Raw genomic sequence first — 23,734 nt, 5'->3', positions numbered from 1 at the left:
ACTATTCAATTACCACAAAAACTTTATCACCATTAGCTGAAGTCACATCAACAATTTGACCGTCCAATTCATTTTCAATTGCTGTGATTAAAAGATCTACATTAATATCCTTCACATATTTTTCAGCCTCTGGAATTTTTTCTGCGATACTCGTTCCAACCTTTAAAACAGCTTTAATAAGATTAATCGGCAAATTCACATTGACATTATCCCCTTTTTCGGAGGTAACTCGAATTTTCAGCATTTTGCTGCCATAGGGGATTTCTTTTGTTAATTGAACTGGCTGTTGCTGCTCTTTACCCTGCAGGACATTGATTAATTCCGTTGCTTTTTCCTTATCGATTTTGCCCTCCTCGACCATGGTCAACACTCTTGAAATTTCCTCTTTCATTTATAATTCCCCCTCTTTTAATAAATGAATGGCTTCTTCTGCTGTGATTTCTCCCTTTTCCAACATTGCAACTACCTTTTTCTTATCCACTTCCGTTTTCTTTTGCGTGGAATAGCCTAGAGCAGAAATAATATCATCTAATTTTCCTCGTACAGTCGGGTAGGAAATCCCCAATTCTTTCTCCACCTCTTTGATATTTCCACGGCATTTTAGAAAAATTTCAATAAAATGCAGTTGGTCTTGACCAAGGGCTGCTAGCTTTGATAATTCAAACTCGTTTTCCACGATCGTATGGCAATGCTTGCACTGTAGCTTTGTAACTTTCAATTGTTTGCTGCAAACTGGACAGTCAGTAATTAATGGATAGGCCATCTTTTTCTCCCTTCCTTTATTTAACTTAATCATACAACAATGATTAAATAATTAAAATAGATAATTAAAATATTTTATAAAAAATTATAAAAAAATTAATTTATTTAATTTTAACTTTAAATAACCAGTAATTTTAGATGAACAAAAAAAGCAGACCCTGAATCGGAGTCTGTTCCTGAATGGCTGGTATCAATGTTTTAACGCGTTAAGGGAAGCAACAATCCATTTTAACTAAACTCCCTGTTAATTACCTTTTGCTGTTTATCTAACCAGCCAACCAAATCTCCTAAAAATTGTTCTCCTCCATCCTCATCAAATGGACGGTGCCGAGCCGATGGGTATTCAATCATCTGTTTATCCTTTGAGGCCATCAGAATAAAAAAAAGGCGCAGCTTTGATGGGGGAGTAATTTTATCATCCTGGCCGTATTGTAATAAGATAGGAAGGGTAATCGATGACGCTTTATTTACTACCCGTGTAATTGTTTGGATTAAACTGCTGCCTAAACCAGGGGTCACGATATTATGACGTAAACGGTCGGATTCGTATTTCACACGTATCGCCGATTTTTTCTTTAATAATCGAATCCTGCCGGGCTTTTTTATACGATAGTCGGGTTTCACCTTACCCATTAAGTTGATCCCTAACTGCTCAAAGCGTGTTACTTTATAAGAGATGGCGGGAGAAATCGCGATTATCCCAGAAATACCTGGACTGTGTTCTAAAGCATATTCAAGGGTAATCAGACCGCCAATACTATGTCCCACAATATACAAGGGCAATCCAGGCTGATTGAGGGAAACAAGCTTGCGGAACTCATGTAAATCTCCGCTAAATTCATCCCACGACTGAATGTATCCCCTTTTACCTGTGCTTTTCCCATGCCCGCGTAAATCAAAGGCATACACAATATAATCTTTATTAACCAAGCTTTCAATAATATTCTGCATTCCCCCGCTGTGATCTCCATGACCATGAACTAGAATAACCGCCGCTTTTGGAGCTGTTAATGGTTCGATCACACGAAAGTAAAGCTCTATTCCACCGACACCATTAAATGTCCCTTCTGTTATCATTCTAAAAATCCTCCAGATGCTACCACCTAAAACATGTATTTGTCGTTGCAAAAACCTTTTTAGTAAGCTTTTTAAGTTCATTTTAGTATAAATCATAAGCAAAGTAACGTATCACTTTGGATGATCTTTGACATTTTTGTTGGGCACCTTGCAAATGCCTTTCTCTTAATGTAAAAGGCTTTCATTTACCGGCGGGGCTCTTTTTTTCGCTTCACGGTCAATGTAACGGGCTTTCATTTACCGGTGGGGCTCTTTTTTTCGCTTCAGGGCCAATGTAACGGACTTTCATTTACCGTCTACGCTTTCTTTTTTGAACCTCGGTCAATGTAACGGGCTTTCATTTACCCTCGGCACTCTCTTTTTTGCTTCACGGTTAATGTAATGGGCTTTCATTTACCGTCTACGCTTTCTTTTTCACTTCACGGTCAATGTAACGAGTCAGAAGTGCTTTATGGTTTTCATTTCTTATTTCAGACAAAAATAAAGAGCATTCCTCCGCACTGAAATGCTCTTTATTGTTTATATTCACCCGATTTCTTTTAATGGTTCGCTCAAATTCCGAATAACAAATAATCATAGATATGCTTACCTATTCTACTTATTATCTGGTTCCCCGTAAACTCATCGTCAAGGCGGTCCAATAAGACCGCCGCATAGGCCGTTTTCCCCTTATAGGTTATTATCGCACAATCATGTACGACGTGAGGAAGACTGCCTGTTTTATTGGCTGCTATGACCCTGTCTAAGTCCATCATACCTGGAAGTCTATCTTGAAATTGCTGATACTTCATCATTCGTAAGGCTTCCTCTCGGCTTTCTTCTGTTAAATAGGATCCTTCTTTGATAACTTTCAAACATGTCAGTATATCCACTGGACTTGTATAGTTATCACGCCCCTGCTCCATGGCCACAAAGTCCATCATTTTCCGATTAAGCAAGGTATGTTGCAGTCCCATTTTTACCATGGAGCGATTAATGGCTTCCATTCCTAATTCATCGATTAGGATATTGGTGGCAGTATTATCTGAGACCGTGATCATTAAGGTCATGAGATCCTTCAGTGTCAGTCGTGCATCACGGGATAATACCTGTAAAACCCCGGATCCGCCAACAGGACTTGTAATCGATACTAATTGATTAACGTTTAGTGTACCTCTGTCACTCTGCCGAAGTCCTTCTATTAAAATAGGAACCTTAATGAGACTTGCAGATTGAAACACTTCCTTGCTATTTATATCAATGCATTTGCCTTCCATTTCGATCGCCACGCCAGCCCGGCCGCTGAGGCCGCGGAGTTCTTCTTCGATTTTCTCCATTAATCTATCCATCGGTTACCTCGCGGCAGCGACCTGGGAATAATCATGATCACCGGTTTTATTTTTATCATATAAATGACAGGCAATGTAATGGCTCTCCTCGTATTCCTGCCAGACAGGCTTCTCCTTGGCACAAACCTCCATAGCCATTGGACAGCGGGTTCTAAATACACATCCGCTTGGAGGATTAATCGGGCTTGGCAGTTCCCCCTTTAAAATGATCCGTTCACGCTTGTCCTCAATGTCTGGGTCAGGAATAGGAATGGCTGAGAGCAATGCCTGTGTATATGGGTGCAGCGGCTTTTTGTATAGCTCACTGCTTGTCGTCAATTCCACTAGTTGTCCCAAATACATGACACCAATCCGGTCACTAATTTGCTTTACCATCGAAAGATCATGGGCGATAAATAGATAGGTTAATCCTTTTTCCTTCTGCAATTTTGTCAGCAAATTAACGACCTGGGCCTGTACGGACACATCTAAGGCAGAAATCGGCTCATCTGCGATAATAAAATCAGGGTCGAGGGAAAGAGCCCGGGCGATTCCAATCCTCTGCCGCTGTCCGCCGCTGAATTCATGTGGATAGCGATTGGCATGTTCGCGATTTAAACCGACATCCTCTAATAATTGATAGACACGATTCAATCGTTCTTTCTTATTCGGATATAAGCCGTGAACCTCCATCGGCTCAGAAATGATTTCACTTACCGTTGACCTTGGATTTAACGACGCATATGGATCTTGAAAGATCATTTGCATTTGTCTATGAAAAGCAAATCGCTCTTTCGATGTTAATTTGTGGATATCTTTCCCTTTAAAGACCACCTCACCATCGGTTACATCATAAAGCCCGATAATGGTTCTTCCCGCCGTGGACTTTCCGCACCCTGACTCTCCGACAATTCCGAAGGTCTCACCTTTATTAATGTGAAAGCTCACACCATCTACAGCTTTTAACACTTGATCTTTACCTAAGTTAAAATGCTTTTTGAGATTGTTTACCTGTAATAATTTCTCCATGGTTATTCCTCCATCTCACCAATAGCGTCTTGCTGCACATAGTTCTTGCTCATAAATCGTACCTTCTAAAGGAATAATTTCTATTGTTTTGCCAGTATTTGGGGAGTGCAGTAATTTTCCATCTCCATAATAAATGCCAACATGGTGGATCCTCCCTTTTCCTTCTTCATAGGCGAAAAATAATAAATCACCTGGTTCGATCGCTTCTATTTCGATTTTTTTGCCTGCAGCTGCTTGATCATGGGCATCTCGGGGAATCACATACCCATTTGCCTTACACATCGAGTAGCTGAATCCGGAGCAATCATAGCCATAACTGCTCATCCCGCCCCACAAATAGGGTAAATGAAGAAACCTCTCACCAGCGGATACGATTGCCTGACCATCTCCTCTTGCTGGAGAATCAGTGATAACAACATCCGTTGCATCCAGCACACCCGTCCCATCAGGGGTTTTAACGAAACTCTTCCCTTCCTCTTCATATAAAAAAGGCAAGGTTGTTAAATAGGAGAGCTCTAAACTCGATTGATGATTCTCTTTCACCAACTTTGCCTTTCGGCTAGTCACAATCGCGACAGGGACATCCGTTATATTCCAGCCATCGGCCACTTCCACTAACTGAGTTTTCGGAACCCAGCCTGGATAGCCTCGGGTCTCCTTGGATGTTGACTGACTAGGAATAATTACATGTGCCCAATCCTCCTTTTCCTCGGTAATCATCACTTCTTCTCCATATAATAGCTGCGTTTGAACAAGGTTTTGATCGCACAATCCCAGCCGGGTTTCATACGTTAATCCATCTAACCACGTATCAATCAAAACGGGGTTCGTTACCGCAGCATAGTCAATTTCTCGTGGTGAATCAACAGACGTCCAGACAGTTGCTACCGGCACATTTACAATCCATTTAACCAATTAAAACTCCCCCTTTAATGTCAATCGACTTAATTCCAAGGCCCGGTGCCTCCGGCATTGTTATTAATCTACTATTATATTGGACTCCGCCTTCAACGATTTCCTTTGCCAGCATTAACGGTGCATCAAAGTCAAAACGAGTAATATTTTGCTTGCTTGCAGCAAAGTGAGCCGCTGCTGTAATACCAAGTCGGGTTTCAATCATACTGCCAACCATACACTCAACACCGCATGTTTCAGCAAGATGGTTGATGATCTGAGCTTGATAAATGCCGCCCGCCTTCATCAGCTTAATATTAATTAAATCGGCACTCCTTGTTTTTAAAACTTGAAAGGCTTGTTTCGGTGTAAACACACTTTCATCGGCCATAATCAGCGTATCCACTGCATCCGTTACCTGCTTCAACCCATCAATATCGTCTGCTTTGACAGGCTGCTCCACAAGTTCAATTCGTAAATCATGGTCCTCCATTTTACGGATGGCGCGGATGGCATCCTTCGCTGTCCAGCCCTGATTCGCATCCAGGCGGATTTTAATATCCTTCCCTACCCGTCTTCTAATCTCCTTGATTCGCTCCATATCGGCTGCAATATCATCCTTCCCTACCTTGACCTTAAGGACATTAAATCCTTTTTGGATATAGGAAACTGCATCCTCGCCCATTTCCTCAGGCCCATTCACGCTAACGGTAAAGTCTGTTTCCATTTCCTTTTTATGTCCGCCGAGAAATTGATAGAGCGGCAGATTACAAAATTGGGATAAACAATCATAAATAGCCATATCCACAGCAGCTTTTGGACTCGGATTTCCGACCATAAGTGTCTTTAATCCCTGAAAAATCACCTCATATTGAAACAGGTTTTTTTTATGTAAAAATGGCTTGATCGTATTGTGGATGGAAGATTCTATACTCGAGAGGCTGTCTCCTGTAATGACAATAGTAGGAGGTGCTTCACCCCAGCCAACGATTCCATTATCGCAGGTAATTTTCACAAAAATGGACTCAGCTGTCGTCACGGTTCGGAGAGCCGTTTTAAACGGCTTATGCAAGGGAACAGCGACTCGGAATGTTTCAATTTGCTCTATAATCATATATAAACCATCCTTTACAAGATGCCGCTATCGACAATTAATTTTTTTTCATACGTATTCATGTAGGCTTGCACACCTAATGGAATAGAAATATGAGGGTTACAATGACCAATCATGAATCCCTTTATCGCCGGCTTTTGTGCAAGTTGAACATAATGAGTGAAGACCTCCTCAAGCGTGAAGGAAAGATTCCTTTTTGGTGTGCAATCACAAAAGTCTCCAATCAGAATGCCGCAAGTATCCTTTAACTTTCCAGCCAAATAAAGCTGATTGAGCATCCGGTCAACAGACCGAGGCTCTTCATTCACATCTTCGATTAGCAGCAGCTTCCCCTTCGTATCTATTTCATACGCGGTTCCGAGCGTACTGACTAGAAGCGACAAATTTCCTCCCACAATTTCTCCCTTTGCTTCACCCTCTACTAAAACTTCCAACGGAGAGATTTGTTCCGTATAGACAAAAGGGGCAGGTTCAAATAATTGCAAAAATCTTTCTTTTGATAATGGGTGTGTATCCACTTTCCCCATATCTGAAGCCAGCATCGGTCCATGAAAGGTGACTAGGTCCGATTGCTGCCGAATGGCCGTATGTAAAAAAGTAATATCACTGTAGCCCCAAAAAATTTTGGGATTCTTTTTAATCAGTTCGTAGTCAATTTGCCCGGCCATTCTTCCTGTTCCAAAACCGCCGCAGGCACAAATGATGCCTTTAACCTCTGGATCGCTGAACATGTCATGGAAATCTCCAAGTCTTTCTTGATCGGACCCGGCTAAATAACCATTTATTCGGGAAACATGGCTGCCAACCTTAACTTTTAGTCCTAAATCCTTCAAAAAATCTATGCCACGCTCTAGATTTTCCCGGTTCGGCGGGCTTGCCGGGGCAATGACCCCAACGGTATCACCCTTTTTAAGCCGATTTGGCTTTACTGCATTCATTTAAAAACCCCCCCTTTTCGCACAACTATAAGTCTACGTTTCTAGGGTAAAAGGGATGTTCAGTCGAACATCCCTCTTATTTAAAAATAGGTTCTGTTATAGTTTATTGTTGATTTTTTACCACTGTTGATTGGAGCGAAAGCCGCGAGACTCCTGCGGGAGCAGCGGGACAGGTGAGACCCCACAGGCGCTTTAGCGCCGAGGAGGCTCACCGCCCGCCCCGCGGAAAGCGAAGCGGATGTAGCGGAAATCAACAGCCACGTTTAACAGAGCCTAAGAATAAAGAAACGCTGCAATCCGTTCTTATTTCTTATCTGCCCATTTTAATTCTAAATATCCAACTGGATGACGAACGATGCCTGTTACATCCTTATTTTGTAAATATACTTGATTATAGAAGTGAATTGGAATGATTGGTGCGGCATCGAATAAAATCTTTTCAGCTTGATACATCATATCGAAGCGTTTCTTTTCATCCTTTTCATTTTTTGCATCTTTAATTAATTTATCAAATTCAGCATTGCTCCACCCAGTGCGGTTCATTGGAGATCCCGTAATAAAGTTTTCTAAGAAGTTGATTGGGTCTGCATAGTCAGCAAGGAATGAGCTGCGTGATAACTGGAATTTTAATGCTTTTTGATCGGTAGCAAATACGCTGCTTTCCATATTGGCAAGCTTTACATCGACACCTAAATTCTCTTTAAACATTTGCTGTAAGGCTTCAGCGATTTTCTTATGTGCATCGCTTGTGCTGTAAGTAAGAGTTACTTCCGGAAGTTGCGTGTATTTCTCCTCTTCCATACCCTTTTTCAAAAGTTCTTTTGCTTTCTCTACATCAGTTTTAATAAGGTCACCACTTGTTTTGCGGAAGTCCTTACCTGCAGGGTCCTTAAATCCGTAAGAGACAAAGCCATAGGCAGGCTTTTCCTGATTTTTTGTTACAAGTTCAACCATTTGTTTTTGGTTAACGGCCATCGCGAATGCCTTGCGGATATTCTCGTTTTGGAAAGGTTCTTTTGTAAGATTAAAGCGGTAGAAATATTCACCCGCTTGATCTTCAACCTTCACGTCGCCTTCTTTAAACAACTGGTCTGCAAGTTCGGCAGGAACATCAGACGTATCTAACTCTCCAGTTTTATACATTTGATATTCTGTATTTGGGTCATCAACCATCGCCCAATGCACCTTATCCAATTTTACATTTTTCGCATCCCAATATTTTTCATTTTTTGTAAAAGTGAAATCACTATCATGGTTCCACTCAGTTAAATTGAAAGGACCATTACCCACGAATGAGCTTGCTTCAGCAAACCAATTTGGATTGGCCGTTGCAACTTTTTCATTAATTGGGAAAAAGGCAGGATTGGCAATGACGCTTAAGAAATATGCTTGTGGGCTCGTCAATGTTACTTCGAACGTCTTTTCATCGACAGCTTTTACCTTCACATCTTCAGCAGTCCCTTGTTCCGTGTTAAATGCTTCTCCACCTTCGATAAAATAACCCAAGAATGCAGCAGAAGATCCTGTTTTTGGATCTAAAAGACGTTTCCAGGCAAATACAAAATCACCCGCAGTCAGATCATCACCATTAGACCATTTCGCATTATCACGAATATGGAAGGTATAGGTTTTACCATCCTCTGATACATCCCATTTTTCAGCTGTTGCAGCTTTTGGTTCATGGTTCTGATCCAAACGGGTCAGACCTTCCATAATGTTGTTCAAAGAATTCCAAGAAACGGCATCGAATCCAATGGCCGGATCCCAAGAGGTTGGCTCTTGGCTGTTATTAAGGTATAGGACTTTTTCTACCTTTTCCTTAGACTTTCCTTTTCCATCGTCTTTTTTCGGTTCACTTCCTGCATCCTTGTTTGCTGTACAAGCTGCTAATGCAAATACAAGCAAAGAAGTGATCAACAATGTCATTAACTTTTTCATGATTCTCCCCCTCGTTTTTTTTTATTTAAACAAATGTTGAAACCAGTTTTTTAGCTCGTTCATCCTGCAGCCAGCAATCCACTTGGTGGTTGCTGCTTAGATGGGTTTTAAATGGGTAGGCTTTATCACAAACTTCCATCACATATGGACAGCGTGCTGAAAAGGCACATCCAACCGGCGGGGAAAATAAGTCCGGCGGTGTTCCAGGGATCGGAACAAGTTCCTCCTTTTCCATGTCCAGGCGCGGCACGGACTGAAGTAATCCCTTCGTATATGGATGCTGAGGTTGATAAAAAATTTCCCGCCTTGTCCCTAATTCAACGATTTTTCCCGCATACATAACGGCAACTCGGTCCGCAACCTGTGCTACTACACCCAAATCATGGGTGATAAGAATGATGGATACCCCTGTTTTCTTTTGGATATCTCTAAATAACTCTAAAATTTGTGCTTGGATGGTAACATCAAGCGCGGTTGTCGGTTCATCGGCAATTAATACATCCGGCTGGCACACAAGCGCCATGGCAATGACTATTCGCTGCCGCATACCACCGCTAAACTGATGAGGGTATTGTTTTAACCGTTGTTCAGGACTTGGAATACCCACAAGTGTAAGCATTTCAATAGCTGCTTCTTTTGCCTTGCCCCTTGTGACCTTTTCATGCTGGATAATTCCTTCCATGATTTGCTCACCAATCGTCATCGTTGGATTTAAAGCGGTCATTGGATCTTGAAAAATCATCGAAATATTGGCACCGCGAAGTTTCCGTAGTTCCGGTTCTTTTAACTTCATTAAATCCATTCCTTGGAAAAGGACTTCTCCGCCCGTTATTCTTCCGGGTGGAGTGGGAATAAGCCTCATAATACTTTGTGAAGTTACACTTTTCCCACAGCCAGATTCCCCAACAATCGCTAATGTTTCACCTTTATGTAAGTCAAAACTGACACCGCGAACCGCATTTACTTCACCGCCATAGGTTGAAAAGGATACGTATAAATCCTTCACTTGTAGAATTTTCTCCATGATGTTACCTCCTAAGCTTCGGATCAAGGGCATCCTGCAATCCATCACCTAAAACATTAAACGCGAACATTGTTAAGGAAATGAACAATGTTGGAAAGAACAAACGCCACCAGTATCCTGATAGAATAGTAGATAAGCCATCATTAGCCATTACCCCCCAGCTTGCATGCGGAGCTTGAATTCCCAGACCGATGAAGCTCAAAAATGCTTCCGCAAAAATAGCAGACGGGATCGTTAGCGTCATCTGGACAATTATAGGACCCATTGTATTTGGCAGCAGATTTTTCCGGATAATTCGTGCCGTTTTTGTTCCAAACGTTTTCGATGCCAGAACAAATTCATAGTTTTTAATTTGCAAGACTTGCCCGCGCACAATCCTTGCCATCCCGACCCAGCCGGTTATGGACAATGCTAGAATGATAGTGGTTAATCCTGGTCCAATCACGACCATAACTAAAATGACAACTAATAAATACGGAAGGCCATATAGGATTTCCACAAATCTCATCATCAAGTTATCGGTCCGGCCGCCTTTGTAACCGGAAAAACCGCCATAAACAACACCAATTATAAAGTCAATGAGGGCAGCCATTAATCCAACAAATAATGATATTCGCGCACCATAACATGTTCTCGTAAACACGTCTCGCCCTAAATCATCCGTCCCAAACCAATATTTGCTTGATGGAGGCAAATTCTGCAGTGTTAACGATTGTTTTTCCACGGAATGTGGCGAGATCATCGGTCCGAAAATGGCCAATAAAGTGAGTAAGGCTAAGAAAACTAAGCCAGCCATCGCTAATTTATTTTTTAATAGCCTGAGCCAAGAATCCTTCCAGTACGACAAGCTTGGCCTTATGACTGCTTCTGCAGCTATTTGATTTCGTGCTTTAGGAACAAACCATTCATCTGGAACATCTGGCGAAATATTTCTGTTTTCATGTTTTCGTAGTTCCATTATTTCGCCTCCTTTTTATGCAGTTTTATTCTTGGATCCAATACACCGTATGCGAGATCGACGATTAACAGCATAAGAATTAAAATGGCACTATAAAAGACTGTTGTTCCCATAATGACGGGATAATCCCGCGTATTGATACTATCAACAAAGTATTTTCCCATCCCAGGGATCGCGAATATTTTTTCAATAACAAATGTCCCTGTTAAGATACTTGCCGCTAATGAACCCAAAACAGTAACAACCGGCAATAGCGCATTTCTTAAGGCATGCTTGAACACGATTTTAACTGGGGACAATCCCTTTGCTTTTGCCGTTTTTATGTAATCTTGCGTTAATACTTCCAGCATCGATGTGCGAGTTAAGCGGGCGATAATTGCCATTGGTCCTGTTGCCAATGCCAAAATCGGCAATACCATATGTTTCGGGCTAGACCATGTAGCGACAGGAAATATTGGAAATCTGACCGCCAATTCCTCAATCAAAAAAGTTGCCATAACAAAGTTCGGTATCGAAATTCCGATTACAGCAATACTCATCGCCACATAGTCGAGAATTCCATTATGTCGAAGGGCAGCAAGCACTCCGAGTAATATACCTGAAAATATTGCAACTAAAAGTGTATAAAAGCCAAGTTCAAATGATACCGGAAATCCTCTGCCCAGCATGTCGTTAACGGTCTGTGATGATTTTTTAATGGACGGGCCAAGGTCTAATTTCACAAGTGCCGCTAAGTAATTTCCATATTGGACGATGAGCGGTTTATCCAGTTGGTAATAGGCTTCGAGGTTCTTCTGGACTGCTTCATTGGTTGTTCTTTCCTCATTAAATGGTGAACCTGGTACCGAATGCATTAAGAAAAATGTTGCTGTAATGATGAGCCATAACGTGATAATCATCGCTGCAAAACGTTTAATGAAATATGAATTCATGCTTGTCCACTTCCTAACAGAATGTAGTTCTCATCGCCATTTCCGTCATTACGAGCATTGCTTGATAGGCTTCCAAAATGTCTTTTGCTTGAAAACGAACAATGGTTGTTTCTGGGACAATTTCTGTGCCGGGCATTAAATGAGCCCATTCCGCTTCTCCATAGTTGGTAAATTCAATTGATAGAAGTGGGCGGTCCGGCGGTGTAAGCGGTCTCACTTTATCTCTATTTTTTAGCGCAATAGCTGTTTTTTCACGGAGAAGCTGCCCAGCTTTAGTGGGTGTCAACGATTTGACTGCGGACCTTGAGATGGATTCTTTAACAATTGCCGTTGTCACACCCGGAATCAACTGTTCTGCCTCAAGTGCAGCACGGTCATCACCCGCAACCATCAGCAGCGGTACATCGTAATATCCTGCGACATAGGCGTTAAATCCAAGTTCGCCCACCGCTACATCATTAATATACATATTGCGAACGCCAAAGATCATTGAATGTGACATGACCCCTTTTAGGGCTGCTCGAGCATGGTAGCCAACAAATGCCGCTCCATGAAATGATGCATCTAATCCTTGTACCATTGAAAACGGTTTCACATCACCGGTAATTAATTGTGTCTCAGGGTGAAGCCTCTCAATTAATAGATTGTTCATTTTAGAATGGCTATCATTTACTACTACCTCATTACACCCTGATTCAAAGGCTGCTGTTATGACATGATTCGCTTCATCCGTCATAATAATACGGCTTCGTTCATAATTATGCTTACCGGAATCAACTTGAGTGTGGTCAACCATCCCTGTAATTCCTTCCATGTCAACCGACATATATAATTTCATCCCCAAACCCCTTTCTATCAATTTATAATTTTCTTATTATTATAAATTACTTCCTTCTATTTTACAAACCTCTCAAAAAATGGTATAAAAGTCCCGAAAATGCGCAAAAAAAGCAGGAAGATTCACAATTGAATCCTCCTGCCTTTTTTCTGTAGTTCCAAAGTCAGGGTTTTATTATTTATTTTACATTCTCCTTTATTTAGTAGTTGTAAAATAGAGTTCTCCTAGAATTTCCTTCACTTGATAACGATCTGGTAGAAGCTCTTTTTCAATAAACGAGGTAACATCTGATTGTTCCACATCGTACATGACTTCAATTTCTTTAGAAAATAAAAGTTTCTCTCTTTCCAGCAAGCTAGAAAGGGATGGTTGTTTTGGCTTAAGTTCTTCCAGATTTAGAACTTGTTTTAATCCGTCAACATAGGATTCAAACGGACGCCCGCCAACGATTTTTACGCCTTTATTTTCCTCATTGATCATGATAATGCTTGGAAATCCTCTGACACCTAAGCTTCTGGCAAGAGCAAAATCTTCATTCAATAATTGTTGTCCGATTGGCTGCTCCGCTTCATTAACAATGGCTTCTCCATCAAGACCCAGTTTATTTACGATTTCAATCATAACGGATTTATCTGAAATGTTTTGATTGAAGGCGAAAAGCGCTTCTCTTGCACGGCGCAAATAGTCAAATGCTGTTTTCTCATTGTGATTTTTTTGAATTATCTTAAATACACGAGAGGGTGGGTAGGAGGATTGAACAGGATTATCAATCATTAACGACCCATCAATTGGCATTCTTGAATATTCTCCCACCTCTCTCCAATGACCAGCAACGTCAGCTGGTTTATAAATTCCGTTTGCAGGATCGATTGGTCCATCATGCCATTTTTCCAGCAAACCACCCATTACCGGATGAAAGTTAAAATAGTCTCCATACTGCTCTACAAAACGACGAAGCACCGGTTCGATTGCCCAGCAATGCGAACAAATTGGATCCGTCACATAATAAAGATTAATTGATTTTTTGGGTTGATTAAAATCAATAACTTCCATTTCCTCATCTCCAGCTACTCCGCAGACACCTGTTTCTAAATCACACATCATATTATTATTGTTTTTCAATTCATTTTTCCCCCTTTAATTGTTTTACAAAACGTATCTACGCTTTCCTTTTCAAAAACACAATTGATATTATTTGCTTCACAATTAAATCTTAAGTCATAATGAAAATTATCAACACCGATAGTTCTGTGGATATGTTGTTTATACGACACATTTAAGAAAGTGTTTAAAAAGTAGGGGTGATTACAAAATGACTCAATCAAAGACGGACCCACGAGTTCTGCGTACTCGCAAATTAATTATGGATTCTTTCATTGAACTTTCAGGGAATAAGGAATTTAAGGATATTACCGTTAAGGATATTACAACTGAGGCGATGATTAATCGTGCCACATTTTATTATCATTTTGAAGATATATATGATTTATTAGAGAAGGTATTATCAGAGGTATTGTTAGTTAATTTGAATTATGATTTCTACCAGAATGACGAACTTAATGAAGAAGCTTTCGTTAGGATCTTCACTGCTATCACAAATTTTCAAAAGTCATTGTCCAATCGCTGCCATAGAGGTTACGAAGATACCATTGCCCGTATTATTAGGGAACAGCTCGAAATCATTTTTTACAAAATGTTGTTAAAACAAAATAACACGGAAGAGGACGAAGCTCTAAAGATTACTGCTGTCATATTAAGTTGGGGAATATACGGGGCTTCTGTAGAATGGAGAAGAAATAGTAAAAAGATACCACCGGAGGAATTTATCAAATCAGCCATTCCTTATATCATTTCTGGGATTGATTTTGGTTCTAAAAACTAGCAGGGAAGGCCGCTTGGGCGGCTCTTATGGTTTTTGAAGTGAGGACCATAAGAACCGTCCGTCCTCTTGAGTCATAATTCTTTTTTTAATTTTTCTAAGTAAGGCCCTGCTTCCAGCATTTTCGCTCCGTTCCAAAACATCTCGCCATCCACTAAAACGATTTTTGTATTTGGTAGAAACGATTGAAATTCCGCTATATGTTTTTCTTGAAAGGGAAATGGTTCGGAAGCCAGCAGAAGCACATCGAGTTTTGCAGCTGCAAGTTCCTCTTTTGTAACCGTTGGATACCTGGATTCTCCCGTTTCAAAGGGGTTTTGGAAACCAAGTGTGTGCAAGACATCATTAATGTATGTCGTCCCTCCCACTACCATATATGGTTTTCGCCAAATAACATAGGCGGCGTTTAGATTCTGCTTGTCTGCACGAACAGGGAAGGATGCTTTGCAGGATGTGATGAGGCGGCTAGCTGCCTGTTGTCTATTTGTTAATAACCCCAGCGTTTCGATCAGCCGGTAGGATTCTTCAATCTTTTGTACTTCCAAAACAAAAACTGGGGCAATTTTTTCAAGTGCAAGCACAATTTCTTCAGTGTTTTCTTCTTTTTCGGCTAAAATAAGATCCGCTTGTAAATTACGAATTGTTTCCACGTTTACTTCTTTTGTACCGCCGACAACTAATACTTCGTCAACTATCCCTTTAGGAAAAATGCAATATTTTGTCCGGCCAACTATTTCATTCTCCATACCTAAGGCAAAGAGTGTCTCCGTAATTGCTGGACAAATGGAAATAATCCGCTTGGGCACAGCCGGAATATTCACCCGTCTACCAAGATGATCAGTTATTGAATGTGTCATCGAATTCCTCCCTTATGGCAGCTTTAATTGTCACTTTATTGTTTACTATTTTCTTACGTGGAACATTGATCTTACTGACCGATGCACTTATTGGCGACCGGTCCTCATCTTTTTTCATAGTTTCGGGCTCCTATAACCCTATTGGCGACCGTCCCCTCTCTTTTTTCATAGTTTCAGTCGCTTATAGCCTTTATTGGCGACCGGTCCCTCTCTTTTATCATAGTTTCGGTCGCTTATAGCCTTTATTGGCGACCATTTCTTTTCTTCTATCCACTTTATTTACCATTCATTTGTTAATACAATTTTTCCAATTGCCTTATGAGATTCCAATAAAGAATGTGCCTCATTTACTTGATTAAAACTAAAAACACTATCATCTACTAACGGCTGAAGTTTCCCTTCCTCTACAAGCTTCGTTACTTCTCGTAAAATATTCCCGTATTCCTGTCTTTTTTCCTTATTCATGATTTTTAAAATCATAAAGGTAATATGTAAGGTCAGTGCCTTAGCATGGAGAGGTGACAAATCATGCGTGGAGCGTGCGGCAATTGATAGGACTGTTCCGTAAGTGGCCGCAGCCTGAAAAGATCGATCAAGGTTTTCGCCGCCAACCGTATCGAACACAATGTCAAACCCTTTTCCATCTGTATATTCCTTTACGTACTGCTCGACTGACTGTTCCCGATAATTAATGGACACATCTGCGCCTAAACGCTTTCCCATACTTAATTTTTCGTCAGATGAAGCCGTTGTAAATACTTTTGCACCAGCTAACTTTGCCAGTTGAATGGCCACATGACCTACTCCGCCTGCGGCTCCATGAATAAGTACTGTTTGCCCGTTTTGAACATTTGCCCGATTATAAAGTGCCTCCCATGCGGTAATAATTACGAGAGGAAACGCCGCCGCTTGTGCCATCGTTACATTTCTTGGTTTCGCAGCTAGAAGCTGCACGTCCGCAAGCATATATTCAGCCAGGGCCCCACCTGTTCCCTTTACACCACCAGCACAGCCAAAAACTTCATCACCAACCTTGAACTCTGATACTCCTTCTCCCACCTCTACAATGACTCCAGCTACATCACCGTGTAATACCGCTGGAAATTCTGGTGCAATTGCTGCAACCGCTCCAGACCGAATCTTTGTATCAATTGGATTGACACTTGTTGCTTTTACTTGAATGACAACATGCCCAGGAATGGCTTCAGGCTTAGGAACCTCAGCCATTTCAAAAACAGATGGATCTCCAAATTTTTTAATCACTTGTGCTTTCATTCGTTATCACCCTCCTCTCCTCATTTTACACTAGGCACTTATACTTTTAGAAACAATATGAATTTTCAAACATCTTTAGTAATCACGCAACGTACAAAAAAACTTGAGAATCACGCTCCTCAAGTTTTTTTGCTTTATTTCCCTATAAACTCCTGTGTCCAATAGTTTCCTTGTGAAACGTAACCTACTCCAATATAGTTGTAGTTTGGACTTAGAATGTTCTTGCGGTGCCCTTCACTATTCATCCAAGCCTTCACAACTTCCTCCGGTGTTCTTTGTCCCATAGCAATGTTTTCACCTGCTGAACGATAGGTAATCCCGTATTTCTTCATCATATCAAACGGGGAACCATATGTTGGGCTTGTGTGGCTGAAATAGCCATTGGCAGACATATCACGAGATTTTTCATGAGCCATTTTGCTTAGCGTCAAATCCACTTTAAGGGCAGGTAAACCGTTTTTAGCACGTTCTTGATTTGTAAGGTCAACAACCTTTTGTTCATATGCACTTAAAGTACTTGCAGGTTGTGAAGTTGCCGGCTGTTGCTGCACTGGTTTAGCCTCGGCAGTCTGAGCTGGCTGCTGCTGTACCAGTTTAGCCTCTACAGTCTTAGTTGGCTGCTGAGTTGTCCCTGTTTGATTCTTCTGTGTTTGAGTTGGCTGCTTTACTGCGTTATTGAAAAATCCAAAACTAGCAAGATATTTTTCTATGATACTATTAAGTTCATTCATATCACTGCCTTGGTACACATATACTTTTTCTTGCACCTGTGGGCTAGTCGTTGCAGCAGCTGCCTTATTGATCACAGGATTAGCCATCACCAATGCCGAAGCGGCCGCAATTGTTAGAATTAATTTCTTCTTTATCATATTCCCATCCTCCTGTTTTGGAAAAATTCCTTTCAAATTCACATTCATCGTACCATATGATTTTTGTCATATTTAAGGAAGGATTTAACAGCTAGCAGATCAGCAACTAATTATAAATAATTCTGTTCTATTGGTATGCCGACTCTATCAACAATTTATGGATTCTACTTAAATTATCCCTAATCCAATCGGTTTTCCATTTTCATGAACTTCTCCCAGTAATTATAGTAAATAAAGGGATTGACAGTTCTGATCAGCGGGGATTTTTATAACAAATATTTCAGCTGAATATCGTAAATTACAGCTAAATTTGTTTTAAAAAAGAATATAAATAACGCTCAGAATGCTCTGAGCGTTGTTTGTCACTTGCACCTCTAGGCAGGCACGGACTTGATCATTTCCCCTGTTCCGGATACATTTCTTTCAAAAACGTGACGGACTCCTTAATTAATGCCCTTAACACATCAACATCAATATCTGCTACTTTATTAATGTAGACACATGCTTTTCCTGTTGTATGTTTCCCAAACTCTTCCAGCAATTCTTCCCGTTTCGTTTCTCCAGGCGCAAAATATAAACTGATTTTTGCTTTACGAGGTGAGAAACCAACTAGCGGTGCATCCCCTTCATGCCCTGACTCATATTTATAATGATAGGAACCGAATCCAATGATACTGGGACCCCACATCTTTGCTGGATAACCCGTCGTTTCCGTAAAGATATCTAATAATTTATAGGCATCTTCACGTTTTTTTAGACTATCAACCTTTTCAATAAATTCAATGACACTATTCTCCGTCTCTTTTGTTTTTAATTCGTACATGATTTGCACACTCCTTTTTTTCATTTATCTCCGAAAACACGAAAATCCTTCTATTTTTGCTTGTATCTTTTCTACGTTAAAAAATGGAAAAAGGTTTCATTTGCCAATGAGTTGCATTTGTTTAACCCTTGCAGGAATCCTAATCCTTTGAAAATCTTACAAAATTTTATAGTATAGGGTTAGAAAAACGAATTTTGGAGGGGTCATGTTGGAATTAACTGTGTATTTAGCTGGGCAGATTCATGATACTTGGAGAGAAGACGTAAAGAAAAAGGCAAAAGAAAAAAGTCTCCCCTTGGTATTTGTCGCACCTCAAACAAACCATGAACGATCAGATAATATCGGCGAAGAAATTCTCGGTCCGCAGCCCGGAAATTTCTATAAGGATGATGCTGCCTCTGATATTAACAATTTCAGAACACAGGTGTTAATGCAGAAATCAGATATAGTCATTGCCCTATTTGGTGAAAAGTATAAGCAATGGAATACAGCCATGGATGCCAGCACAGCTATAGCAATGAACAAACCTACCATAATCATTAGACCTGAATCATTAATACATCCTTTAAAAGAACTTTCCAATAAAGCGAATGTAACTGTGGAAACCGTTGATCAAGCCTTGGATGTTATAAGTTATATTTTTGAATAATGATTTTGACACAATCGGGGTCAGGCAACCATAGATAAACCATATGAAAATTCACAAGCAAAATCTCCTCTAGATTTTTGCTTGTGAATTCCTTCGGCTATTTCAAAAAAGAAGTCGCATTTTTGGATTCGCTCATTAAATGGCAATATCCGCCCATTGTACATCGATATTCGCCCATTGAATGGCATTATTCGCCCATAAGACGCCTAAATCCGCTCATTGAAGTGTTATGAGGTTAATAAATCATGCAATACCCATTCTAAAGGATTAATTTATACAGGCCACATTACCTGTAAATTTTAAAATGCCTGACCCCCATTCACTTATCTGGGATCAGGCACCTTTTTTTAGATGTCAGTTCTTTTTATTACGACTGTTATTTAAACCTTTTTAACAAATTCAGATTTTAATTTCATTGCTCCAAAGCCATCAATTTTACAATCAATATCATGGTCCCCATCAACTAAACGTATATTTTTCACCTTTGTGCCTACTTTTAAGACGGATGAACTTCCCTTTACTTTCAGGTCCTTGATGACTGTTACAGAATCCCCATCAGTTAAAACATTTCCATTTGCATCTTTGACTATCTTTTGGTCTTCATTATTTTCCGTTTCTGAGTTTAAAGCCCACTCATGAGCACATTCCGGGCAAACAAAAAGGCTTTGATCCTCATACGTGTATTCTGAATTACATTTTGGACAGTTTGGTAAACTTGACATATTCTCATTTCCTCCATTCATCCCTGTAAATTTCCAAATATAAGAATATCGATCGTGAACTGAAAATTTCATAGGGAGATCATACTATCCATCTATATTGGCATACTCTCCTTCTATCGACAAGCCCTCCTAGAAACCGGATTAACACCTTAAGAAAGACGCCTATTCGAAAAAAAGTCGCGCACAAGATTTTCCAAAAAAAAAAATTGATTTTCCTCTTGCTATTTATGCAATATACTGATAATATGAAAAAGTTCTTTTTAATTGGAAAGCTACTATTCAAATTATTGAGTCTTTCCAAGCAGATAATTTTGACCACTTCATTTTAGGAAGTTAAGGCCATACGGACAGCCGGGTCAAATGCCGATTGGCAACTATAGTTGCCCTATTGATTGAGTTAAAAGCTCAAATTTTATAAGTTGGTTACTTTACAACCAGTGCAAATGCACACAACTTGTGAAACGGTCAATAAGAGTGGTAAAAGTAATTATTTGCTATATAGACTCTGATCCTATAATGATATATTTTGAATATTAAAGAGCTTTCTGCCATAATGTCCCAGGACTTTTATGATAGATGTATACTTAGGGCTTTTGTCATGTATATACCTTCTTTTTAATATTGATGATTATATCTAAAGCAAGTGTTGTGCGCAGGTTTGCGTTTTACACTTGCTTTTTTTGTTGTTGTGCAATTTTTTAAAAAAATCTATTAAGTCAGGAGATCAAAAACATGGGGAAAGCTCTTATTATTGGTGCTGGCGGCGTGGCATCCGTTGCCGTCCACAAATGCGTTCAAAACAGTGAGGTATTTGAAGAAATCTGCATTGCAAGCCGGACAAAATCAAAATGTGATGATTTAAAAGCCAAACTTGATGGCGGCAAAACAAAAATTACAACTGCACAAGTGGATGCAGATAATGTAGATGAGTTAATCGCATTGATCAATGAAGTAAAACCTGATATTGTGATGAATTTAGCGTTACCGTACCAAGACCTAACCATCATGGATGCTTGTCTTGCAACAAAAACACACTATATGGATACCGCAAACTATGAGCCAGAAGATACAGCTAAATTTGAATACAAATGGCAATGGGAATACCGTGAGCGTTTTGAAAAAGCCGGCATTACTGCTCTTCTAGGCAGCGGCTTTGACCCGGGTGTAACTGGCGTATTCTCTGCTTATGCGTTAAAACATTATTTTGATGAAATCGAATATATTGACATCCTTGACTGTAATGGCGGCGACCATGGCTATCCGTTCGCCACAAATTTCAACCCTGAAATCAATATTCGTGAAGTTTCTGCCAACGGTCGTTATTGGGAAAACGGCGAATGGATTGAAACGGAGCCAATGGAAATCAAGCGTGAGTATAACTTTGCTGAAGTTGGTCAGAAAGATATGTACTTGCTATACCACGAAGAACTTGAGTCTCTTGCGCAAAATATCCCTGGGATTAAGCGTATTCGTTTCTTCATGACTTTTGGCCAAAGCTATCTTACTCACCTTAAGGCCCTTGAAAATGTAGGAATGACTTCCATTGAACCAATTGAATTCGAAGGAAAACAAATCATCCCGCTTCAATTCTTGAAGGCAGTATTACCAGATCCGGCAACGCTAGGACCTCGTACAGTTGGCAAAACAAACATCGGCTGTATTTTCAGAGGGAAAAAGGACGGAAAAGAAAAAACCTATTATGTATACAATGTATGTGACCACCAAGAGTGCTATAAGGAAGTTGGCTCTCAAGCCGTTTCTTATACAACAGGTGTACCTGCCATGATCGGTGCAGCGATGATCATGACCGGTAAATGGAACAAAGCTGGCGTATACAATATTGAAGAATTTGATCCAGATCCATTCATGGAAGAGTTAAACAAATGGGGACTGCCATGGGTAGAAGATTTTAATCCAGTTCTTGTTGACGATGAACCTGCTCAAAAAAAAGAAGCGGAGCTAATTAAATAAAATGCGGTTTGAAGAATTACCAACACCATGTTATGTCGTCGATGAAAGTCTCGTCGAAAGAAATCTAAAAATCCTTAACGGTGTTATGCAGCGTACAGGAGCTAAGATTGTTTTGGCACAAAAGGCATTTTCTATGACAACAATGTATCCCCTCATTGGAAAATATTTAAGTGGTACTACCGCAAGTGGATTATTTGAGGCACGTCTAGGTTACGAAGAAATGGGCAAAGAGAATCACGTCTTTGCCCCTGCCTACCGTGAAGATGAAATCGATGAAATTATCTCGATTTGCGATCATATTATCTTTAATTCTTTTTCACAGCTAGAAAAATTTAAAGCTAAAGCTCTTAAAGCCGGCAGGAAAGTTGGCCTGCGCATCAATCCTGAATGCTCAACACAAATTGGCCATGCGATTTATGACCCGTGTTCACCAGGTTCTCGATTCGGTGTAACCCGTGAGCATTTCCGTCCCGAATTGCTTGAAGGTGTTTCAGGTTTGCATTTCCACACACTCTGTCAGCAAAACTCTGATGACTTGGAAACCACACTTAATGCGGTTGAAGAAAGGTTTGGAGAATGGCTGCCACAAATGGAATGGATCAATTTCGGCGGCGGTCACCACATCACAAGGGAAGATTACGATATTCCGAGATTAGAAGCTTGTATTAAGAGAATGCAGGAGAAATATAATTTAGAAGTTTATCTTGAGCCTGGAGAAGCAATCGCCCTTAATGCAGGTTATCTCATTACATCCGTACTTGATTTACATCAAAACGGAATGGATATTGCAATTCTTGATACATCTGCCACCTGCCATATGCCAGATGTGCTGGAAATGCCTTATCGTCCTCCACTTCTTGGATCAGGTGAAGCAGGCGAGAAACCATTCACCTATCGACTTGGCGGGCAAACCTGTCTTACAGGCGACGTCATCGGAGATTATTCTTTCGATCAGCCATTAAAGAGCGGCGACCGTTTAGTTTTTGGTGATATGGCGATCTATACGATGGTCAAAAACACGACTTTCAACGGCATGCCATTACCAGCCATCGCTATACAAGCTAAAGATGGAGATTGCCGGATTGTTCACCAATTTGGCTATCAAGATTTTAAGATGAGACTTGCTTGAGTATGACATGGGGACAGGCCAAGTGTTTCAACTGAAACACTTGGCCTGTCCCCTCGCTTTAAGATAAAGAGTCTGAATTATTTTTGAACACTTAATATTTAGATAAATTTTAATAAAAAATAGTTTATACTATAAAGAAAACGGAAAAAGAAGATGATATTTTGTTATGTAAAAGTCTAGAGTTCAAAAATGTTGTTGGACAAAAAATTAAAGTAATCGACATCCCTGTATTAGCCATAAATAATCGTTATTATTTTATGATTCAAGTTCGGCTGCAAATCTTTGTTTCATACATTTACACTCATCCACAAGAAAAAAGCTGCTATTCCTTTCGTGATTATTTAAAACGAAAAATGAACGGGTCTGATTTCAAGGATTTATTTAGTGCTCAGGAGATTGAAAATAGAGCTTAATCACCTTCACCAAAACACTGGGAGTCAGGCACCTATTTTAATCCTCGAAAATGATGCCTGAATCCCGCCATATTTGTGAATTCTCCCCATATTTTCAGGTCAAATTAACCACCTAATATAGGAAAGTAGTTTCATTTCCAAATCTTTACTGAAGATGGTAAACTAGGAATATATTAATCCTATCATCTCAAACTTAATTCAAATAATGGTAATATCTGTGCCATACAGTCTAGTAAAATAATAGTGATTATTTAAGCATTATAAGGTAAACTAATCGAGGGTTTTGTTACCAAAACACTAGATTAGTCGGTAGACAGTCTTACAATAGGTAATTAG

General features: G+C 40.1%; 25 protein-coding genes. 5 read left to right on the top strand and 20 right to left on the bottom strand.

The annotated features are described in order from the left end of the window. Position 1: 1 nt before the first annotated feature. The 14 genes from ACO1D1_RS11110 to ACO1D1_RS11045 all read right to left on the bottom strand — a co-directional run bounded on the left by ACO1D1_RS11110 (position 2) and on the right by ACO1D1_RS11045 (position 13,915). Positions 2 to 391, bottom strand: coding sequence for an SHOCT-like domain-containing protein (locus ACO1D1_RS11110; protein ID WP_423335980.1), 390 nt, complete (start codon positions 389 to 391; stop codon positions 2 to 4). Beyond that, positions 392 to 763, bottom strand: coding sequence for a DUF2089 domain-containing protein (locus ACO1D1_RS11105; protein WP_423335979.1), 372 nt, complete (start codon positions 761 to 763; stop codon positions 392 to 394). Between the two features lie 227 nt (positions 764 to 990). Next, entirely contained in the window at positions 991 to 1,839 is an 849-nt protein-coding gene (locus tag ACO1D1_RS11100) for a lysophospholipase (RefSeq protein WP_423335978.1), read from the bottom strand. 551 nt (positions 1,840 to 2,390) lie between these two features. Continuing rightward, on the bottom strand, positions 2,391 to 3,167 hold the full coding sequence (locus ACO1D1_RS11095) for a serine hydrolase (protein ID WP_423335977.1): 777 nt from the start codon (positions 3,165 to 3,167) through the stop codon (positions 2,391 to 2,393). A 3-nt stretch (positions 3,168 to 3,170) separates the two neighbouring features. Beyond that, complete coding sequence (locus ACO1D1_RS11090) at positions 3,171 to 4,175, bottom strand: ABC transporter ATP-binding protein (RefSeq protein ID WP_423335976.1); 1,005 nt, start codon at positions 4,173 to 4,175, stop codon at positions 3,171 to 3,173. A 15-nt stretch (positions 4,176 to 4,190) separates the two neighbouring features. Then, entirely contained in the window at positions 4,191 to 5,090 is a 900-nt protein-coding gene (locus tag ACO1D1_RS11085) for an NlpC/P60 family protein (RefSeq protein ID WP_423335975.1), read from the bottom strand. Further along, a complete protein-coding gene (locus ACO1D1_RS11080; RefSeq protein WP_423335974.1) occupies positions 5,083 to 6,183 on the bottom strand; it encodes a dipeptide epimerase in 1,101 nt (366 codons plus the stop codon). Before ACO1D1_RS11080 ends, ACO1D1_RS11085 begins: the two co-directional genes overlap by 8 nt. 14 nt (positions 6,184 to 6,197) lie before the next feature. Continuing rightward, positions 6,198 to 7,121 carry a S66 peptidase family protein gene (locus ACO1D1_RS11075; RefSeq protein ID WP_423335973.1) on the bottom strand — a complete coding sequence of 308 codons (924 nt, stop codon included), beginning with the start codon at positions 7,119 to 7,121 and terminating at the stop codon, positions 6,198 to 6,200. 303 nt (positions 7,122 to 7,424) lie between these two features. After that, the gene (locus ACO1D1_RS11070) at positions 7,425 to 9,059 is read right to left on the bottom strand and encodes a peptide ABC transporter substrate-binding protein (protein ID WP_423335972.1); all 1,635 of its coding nucleotides are present in this window, start codon (positions 9,057 to 9,059) and stop codon (positions 7,425 to 7,427) included. Positions 9,060 to 9,084: 25 nt separating this feature from the next. Next, complete coding sequence (locus tag ACO1D1_RS11065) at positions 9,085 to 10,083, bottom strand: ABC transporter ATP-binding protein (protein ID WP_423335971.1); 999 nt, start codon at positions 10,081 to 10,083, stop codon at positions 9,085 to 9,087. Between the two features lie 4 nt (positions 10,084 to 10,087). Continuing rightward, positions 10,088 to 11,041 (bottom strand): ABC transporter permease, encoded by a 954-nt coding sequence (locus tag ACO1D1_RS11060; RefSeq protein ID WP_423335970.1) that lies wholly within the window; start codon positions 11,039 to 11,041, stop codon positions 10,088 to 10,090. Next, a complete protein-coding gene (locus ACO1D1_RS11055) occupies positions 11,041 to 11,973 on the bottom strand; it encodes an ABC transporter permease (protein ID WP_149868658.1) in 933 nt (310 codons plus the stop codon). The genes ACO1D1_RS11060 and ACO1D1_RS11055 overlap by 1 nt, the downstream gene beginning before the upstream one ends. A 13-nt stretch (positions 11,974 to 11,986) precedes the next feature. Continuing rightward, positions 11,987 to 12,811: a M55 family metallopeptidase gene (locus ACO1D1_RS11050; protein WP_423335969.1), complete on the bottom strand. Its 825-nt coding sequence runs from the start codon at positions 12,809 to 12,811 to the stop codon at positions 11,987 to 11,989. Positions 12,812 to 13,006: 195 nt separating this feature from the next. Beyond that, positions 13,007 to 13,915: a DsbA family protein gene (locus tag ACO1D1_RS11045; protein WP_423336014.1), complete on the bottom strand. Its 909-nt coding sequence runs from the start codon at positions 13,913 to 13,915 to the stop codon at positions 13,007 to 13,009. Between the two features lie 208 nt (positions 13,916 to 14,123). Here ACO1D1_RS11045 and ACO1D1_RS11040 point away from each other — a divergent pair, with 208 nt between their 5' ends. Then, a complete protein-coding gene (locus tag ACO1D1_RS11040) occupies positions 14,124 to 14,693 on the top strand; it encodes a TetR/AcrR family transcriptional regulator (RefSeq protein ID WP_423335968.1) in 570 nt (189 codons plus the stop codon). A 71-nt stretch (positions 14,694 to 14,764) separates the two neighbouring features. Here ACO1D1_RS11040 and ACO1D1_RS11035 read toward each other — a convergent pair whose 3' ends face one another. The 5 genes from ACO1D1_RS11035 to ACO1D1_RS11015 form a co-directional block, all read right to left on the bottom strand. After that, positions 14,765 to 15,547: an ABC transporter substrate-binding protein gene (locus ACO1D1_RS11035; protein WP_423335967.1), complete on the bottom strand. Its 783-nt coding sequence runs from the start codon at positions 15,545 to 15,547 to the stop codon at positions 14,765 to 14,767. Beyond that, entirely contained in the window at positions 15,528 to 15,665 is a 138-nt protein-coding gene (locus ACO1D1_RS11030) for a hypothetical protein (protein ID WP_423335966.1), read from the bottom strand. The genes ACO1D1_RS11035 and ACO1D1_RS11030 overlap by 20 nt, the downstream gene beginning before the upstream one ends. A gap of 161 nt (positions 15,666 to 15,826) precedes the next feature. Further along, the gene (locus ACO1D1_RS11025) at positions 15,827 to 16,822 is read right to left on the bottom strand and encodes a zinc-dependent alcohol dehydrogenase family protein (protein WP_423335965.1); all 996 of its coding nucleotides are present in this window, start codon (positions 16,820 to 16,822) and stop codon (positions 15,827 to 15,829) included. Between the two features lie 134 nt (positions 16,823 to 16,956). Beyond that, a complete protein-coding gene (locus ACO1D1_RS11020; protein ID WP_423335964.1) occupies positions 16,957 to 17,691 on the bottom strand; it encodes a CAP domain-containing protein in 735 nt (244 codons plus the stop codon). A 394-nt stretch (positions 17,692 to 18,085) separates the two neighbouring features. Continuing rightward, positions 18,086 to 18,514, bottom strand: coding sequence for a DUF1801 domain-containing protein (locus ACO1D1_RS11015; protein WP_423335963.1), 429 nt, complete (start codon positions 18,512 to 18,514; stop codon positions 18,086 to 18,088). Between the two features lie 208 nt (positions 18,515 to 18,722). Between ACO1D1_RS11015 and ACO1D1_RS11010 the strand changes: the two genes are divergently transcribed. Further along, the gene (locus tag ACO1D1_RS11010) at positions 18,723 to 19,163 is read left to right on the top strand and encodes a YtoQ family protein (protein ID WP_423336013.1); all 441 of its coding nucleotides are present in this window, start codon (positions 18,723 to 18,725) and stop codon (positions 19,161 to 19,163) included. 380 nt (positions 19,164 to 19,543) lie between these two features. Here the strand turns inward: ACO1D1_RS11010 and ACO1D1_RS11005 are convergent, their stop codons facing one another. Beyond that, positions 19,544 to 19,885, bottom strand: a complete 342-nt coding sequence (locus ACO1D1_RS11005) for a zinc ribbon domain-containing protein YjdM (RefSeq protein WP_149868650.1) — start codon at positions 19,883 to 19,885, stop codon at positions 19,544 to 19,546. A gap of 732 nt (positions 19,886 to 20,617) precedes the next feature. On the opposite strand from ACO1D1_RS11005, the gene ACO1D1_RS11000 reads away from it, so the two are divergent. The 3 genes from ACO1D1_RS11000 (at position 20,618) to ACO1D1_RS10990 (ending at position 23,398) form a co-directional block, all read left to right on the top strand. Further along, on the top strand, positions 20,618 to 21,856 hold the full coding sequence (locus ACO1D1_RS11000; RefSeq protein ID WP_423335962.1) for a saccharopine dehydrogenase family protein: 1,239 nt from the start codon (positions 20,618 to 20,620) through the stop codon (positions 21,854 to 21,856). A gap of 1 nt (position 21,857) precedes the next feature. Beyond that, positions 21,858 to 22,985: a carboxynorspermidine decarboxylase gene (gene nspC, locus ACO1D1_RS10995; RefSeq protein ID WP_423335961.1), complete on the top strand. Its 1,128-nt coding sequence runs from the start codon at positions 21,858 to 21,860 to the stop codon at positions 22,983 to 22,985. Between the two features lie 161 nt (positions 22,986 to 23,146). After that, a complete protein-coding gene (locus ACO1D1_RS10990) occupies positions 23,147 to 23,398 on the top strand; it encodes a DUF2535 family protein (RefSeq protein WP_423335960.1) in 252 nt (83 codons plus the stop codon). Positions 23,399 to 23,734 lie beyond the last annotated feature (336 nt).

The sequence above is a fragment of the Neobacillus sp. 19 genome (genome assembly GCF_049463095.1).
GTDB lineage: Bacteria > Bacillota > Bacilli > Bacillales > Cytobacillaceae > Neobacillus.
Note: the sequence above shows the minus strand (reverse complement) of the source record. Positions and strands in the feature narration are given on the sequence as shown.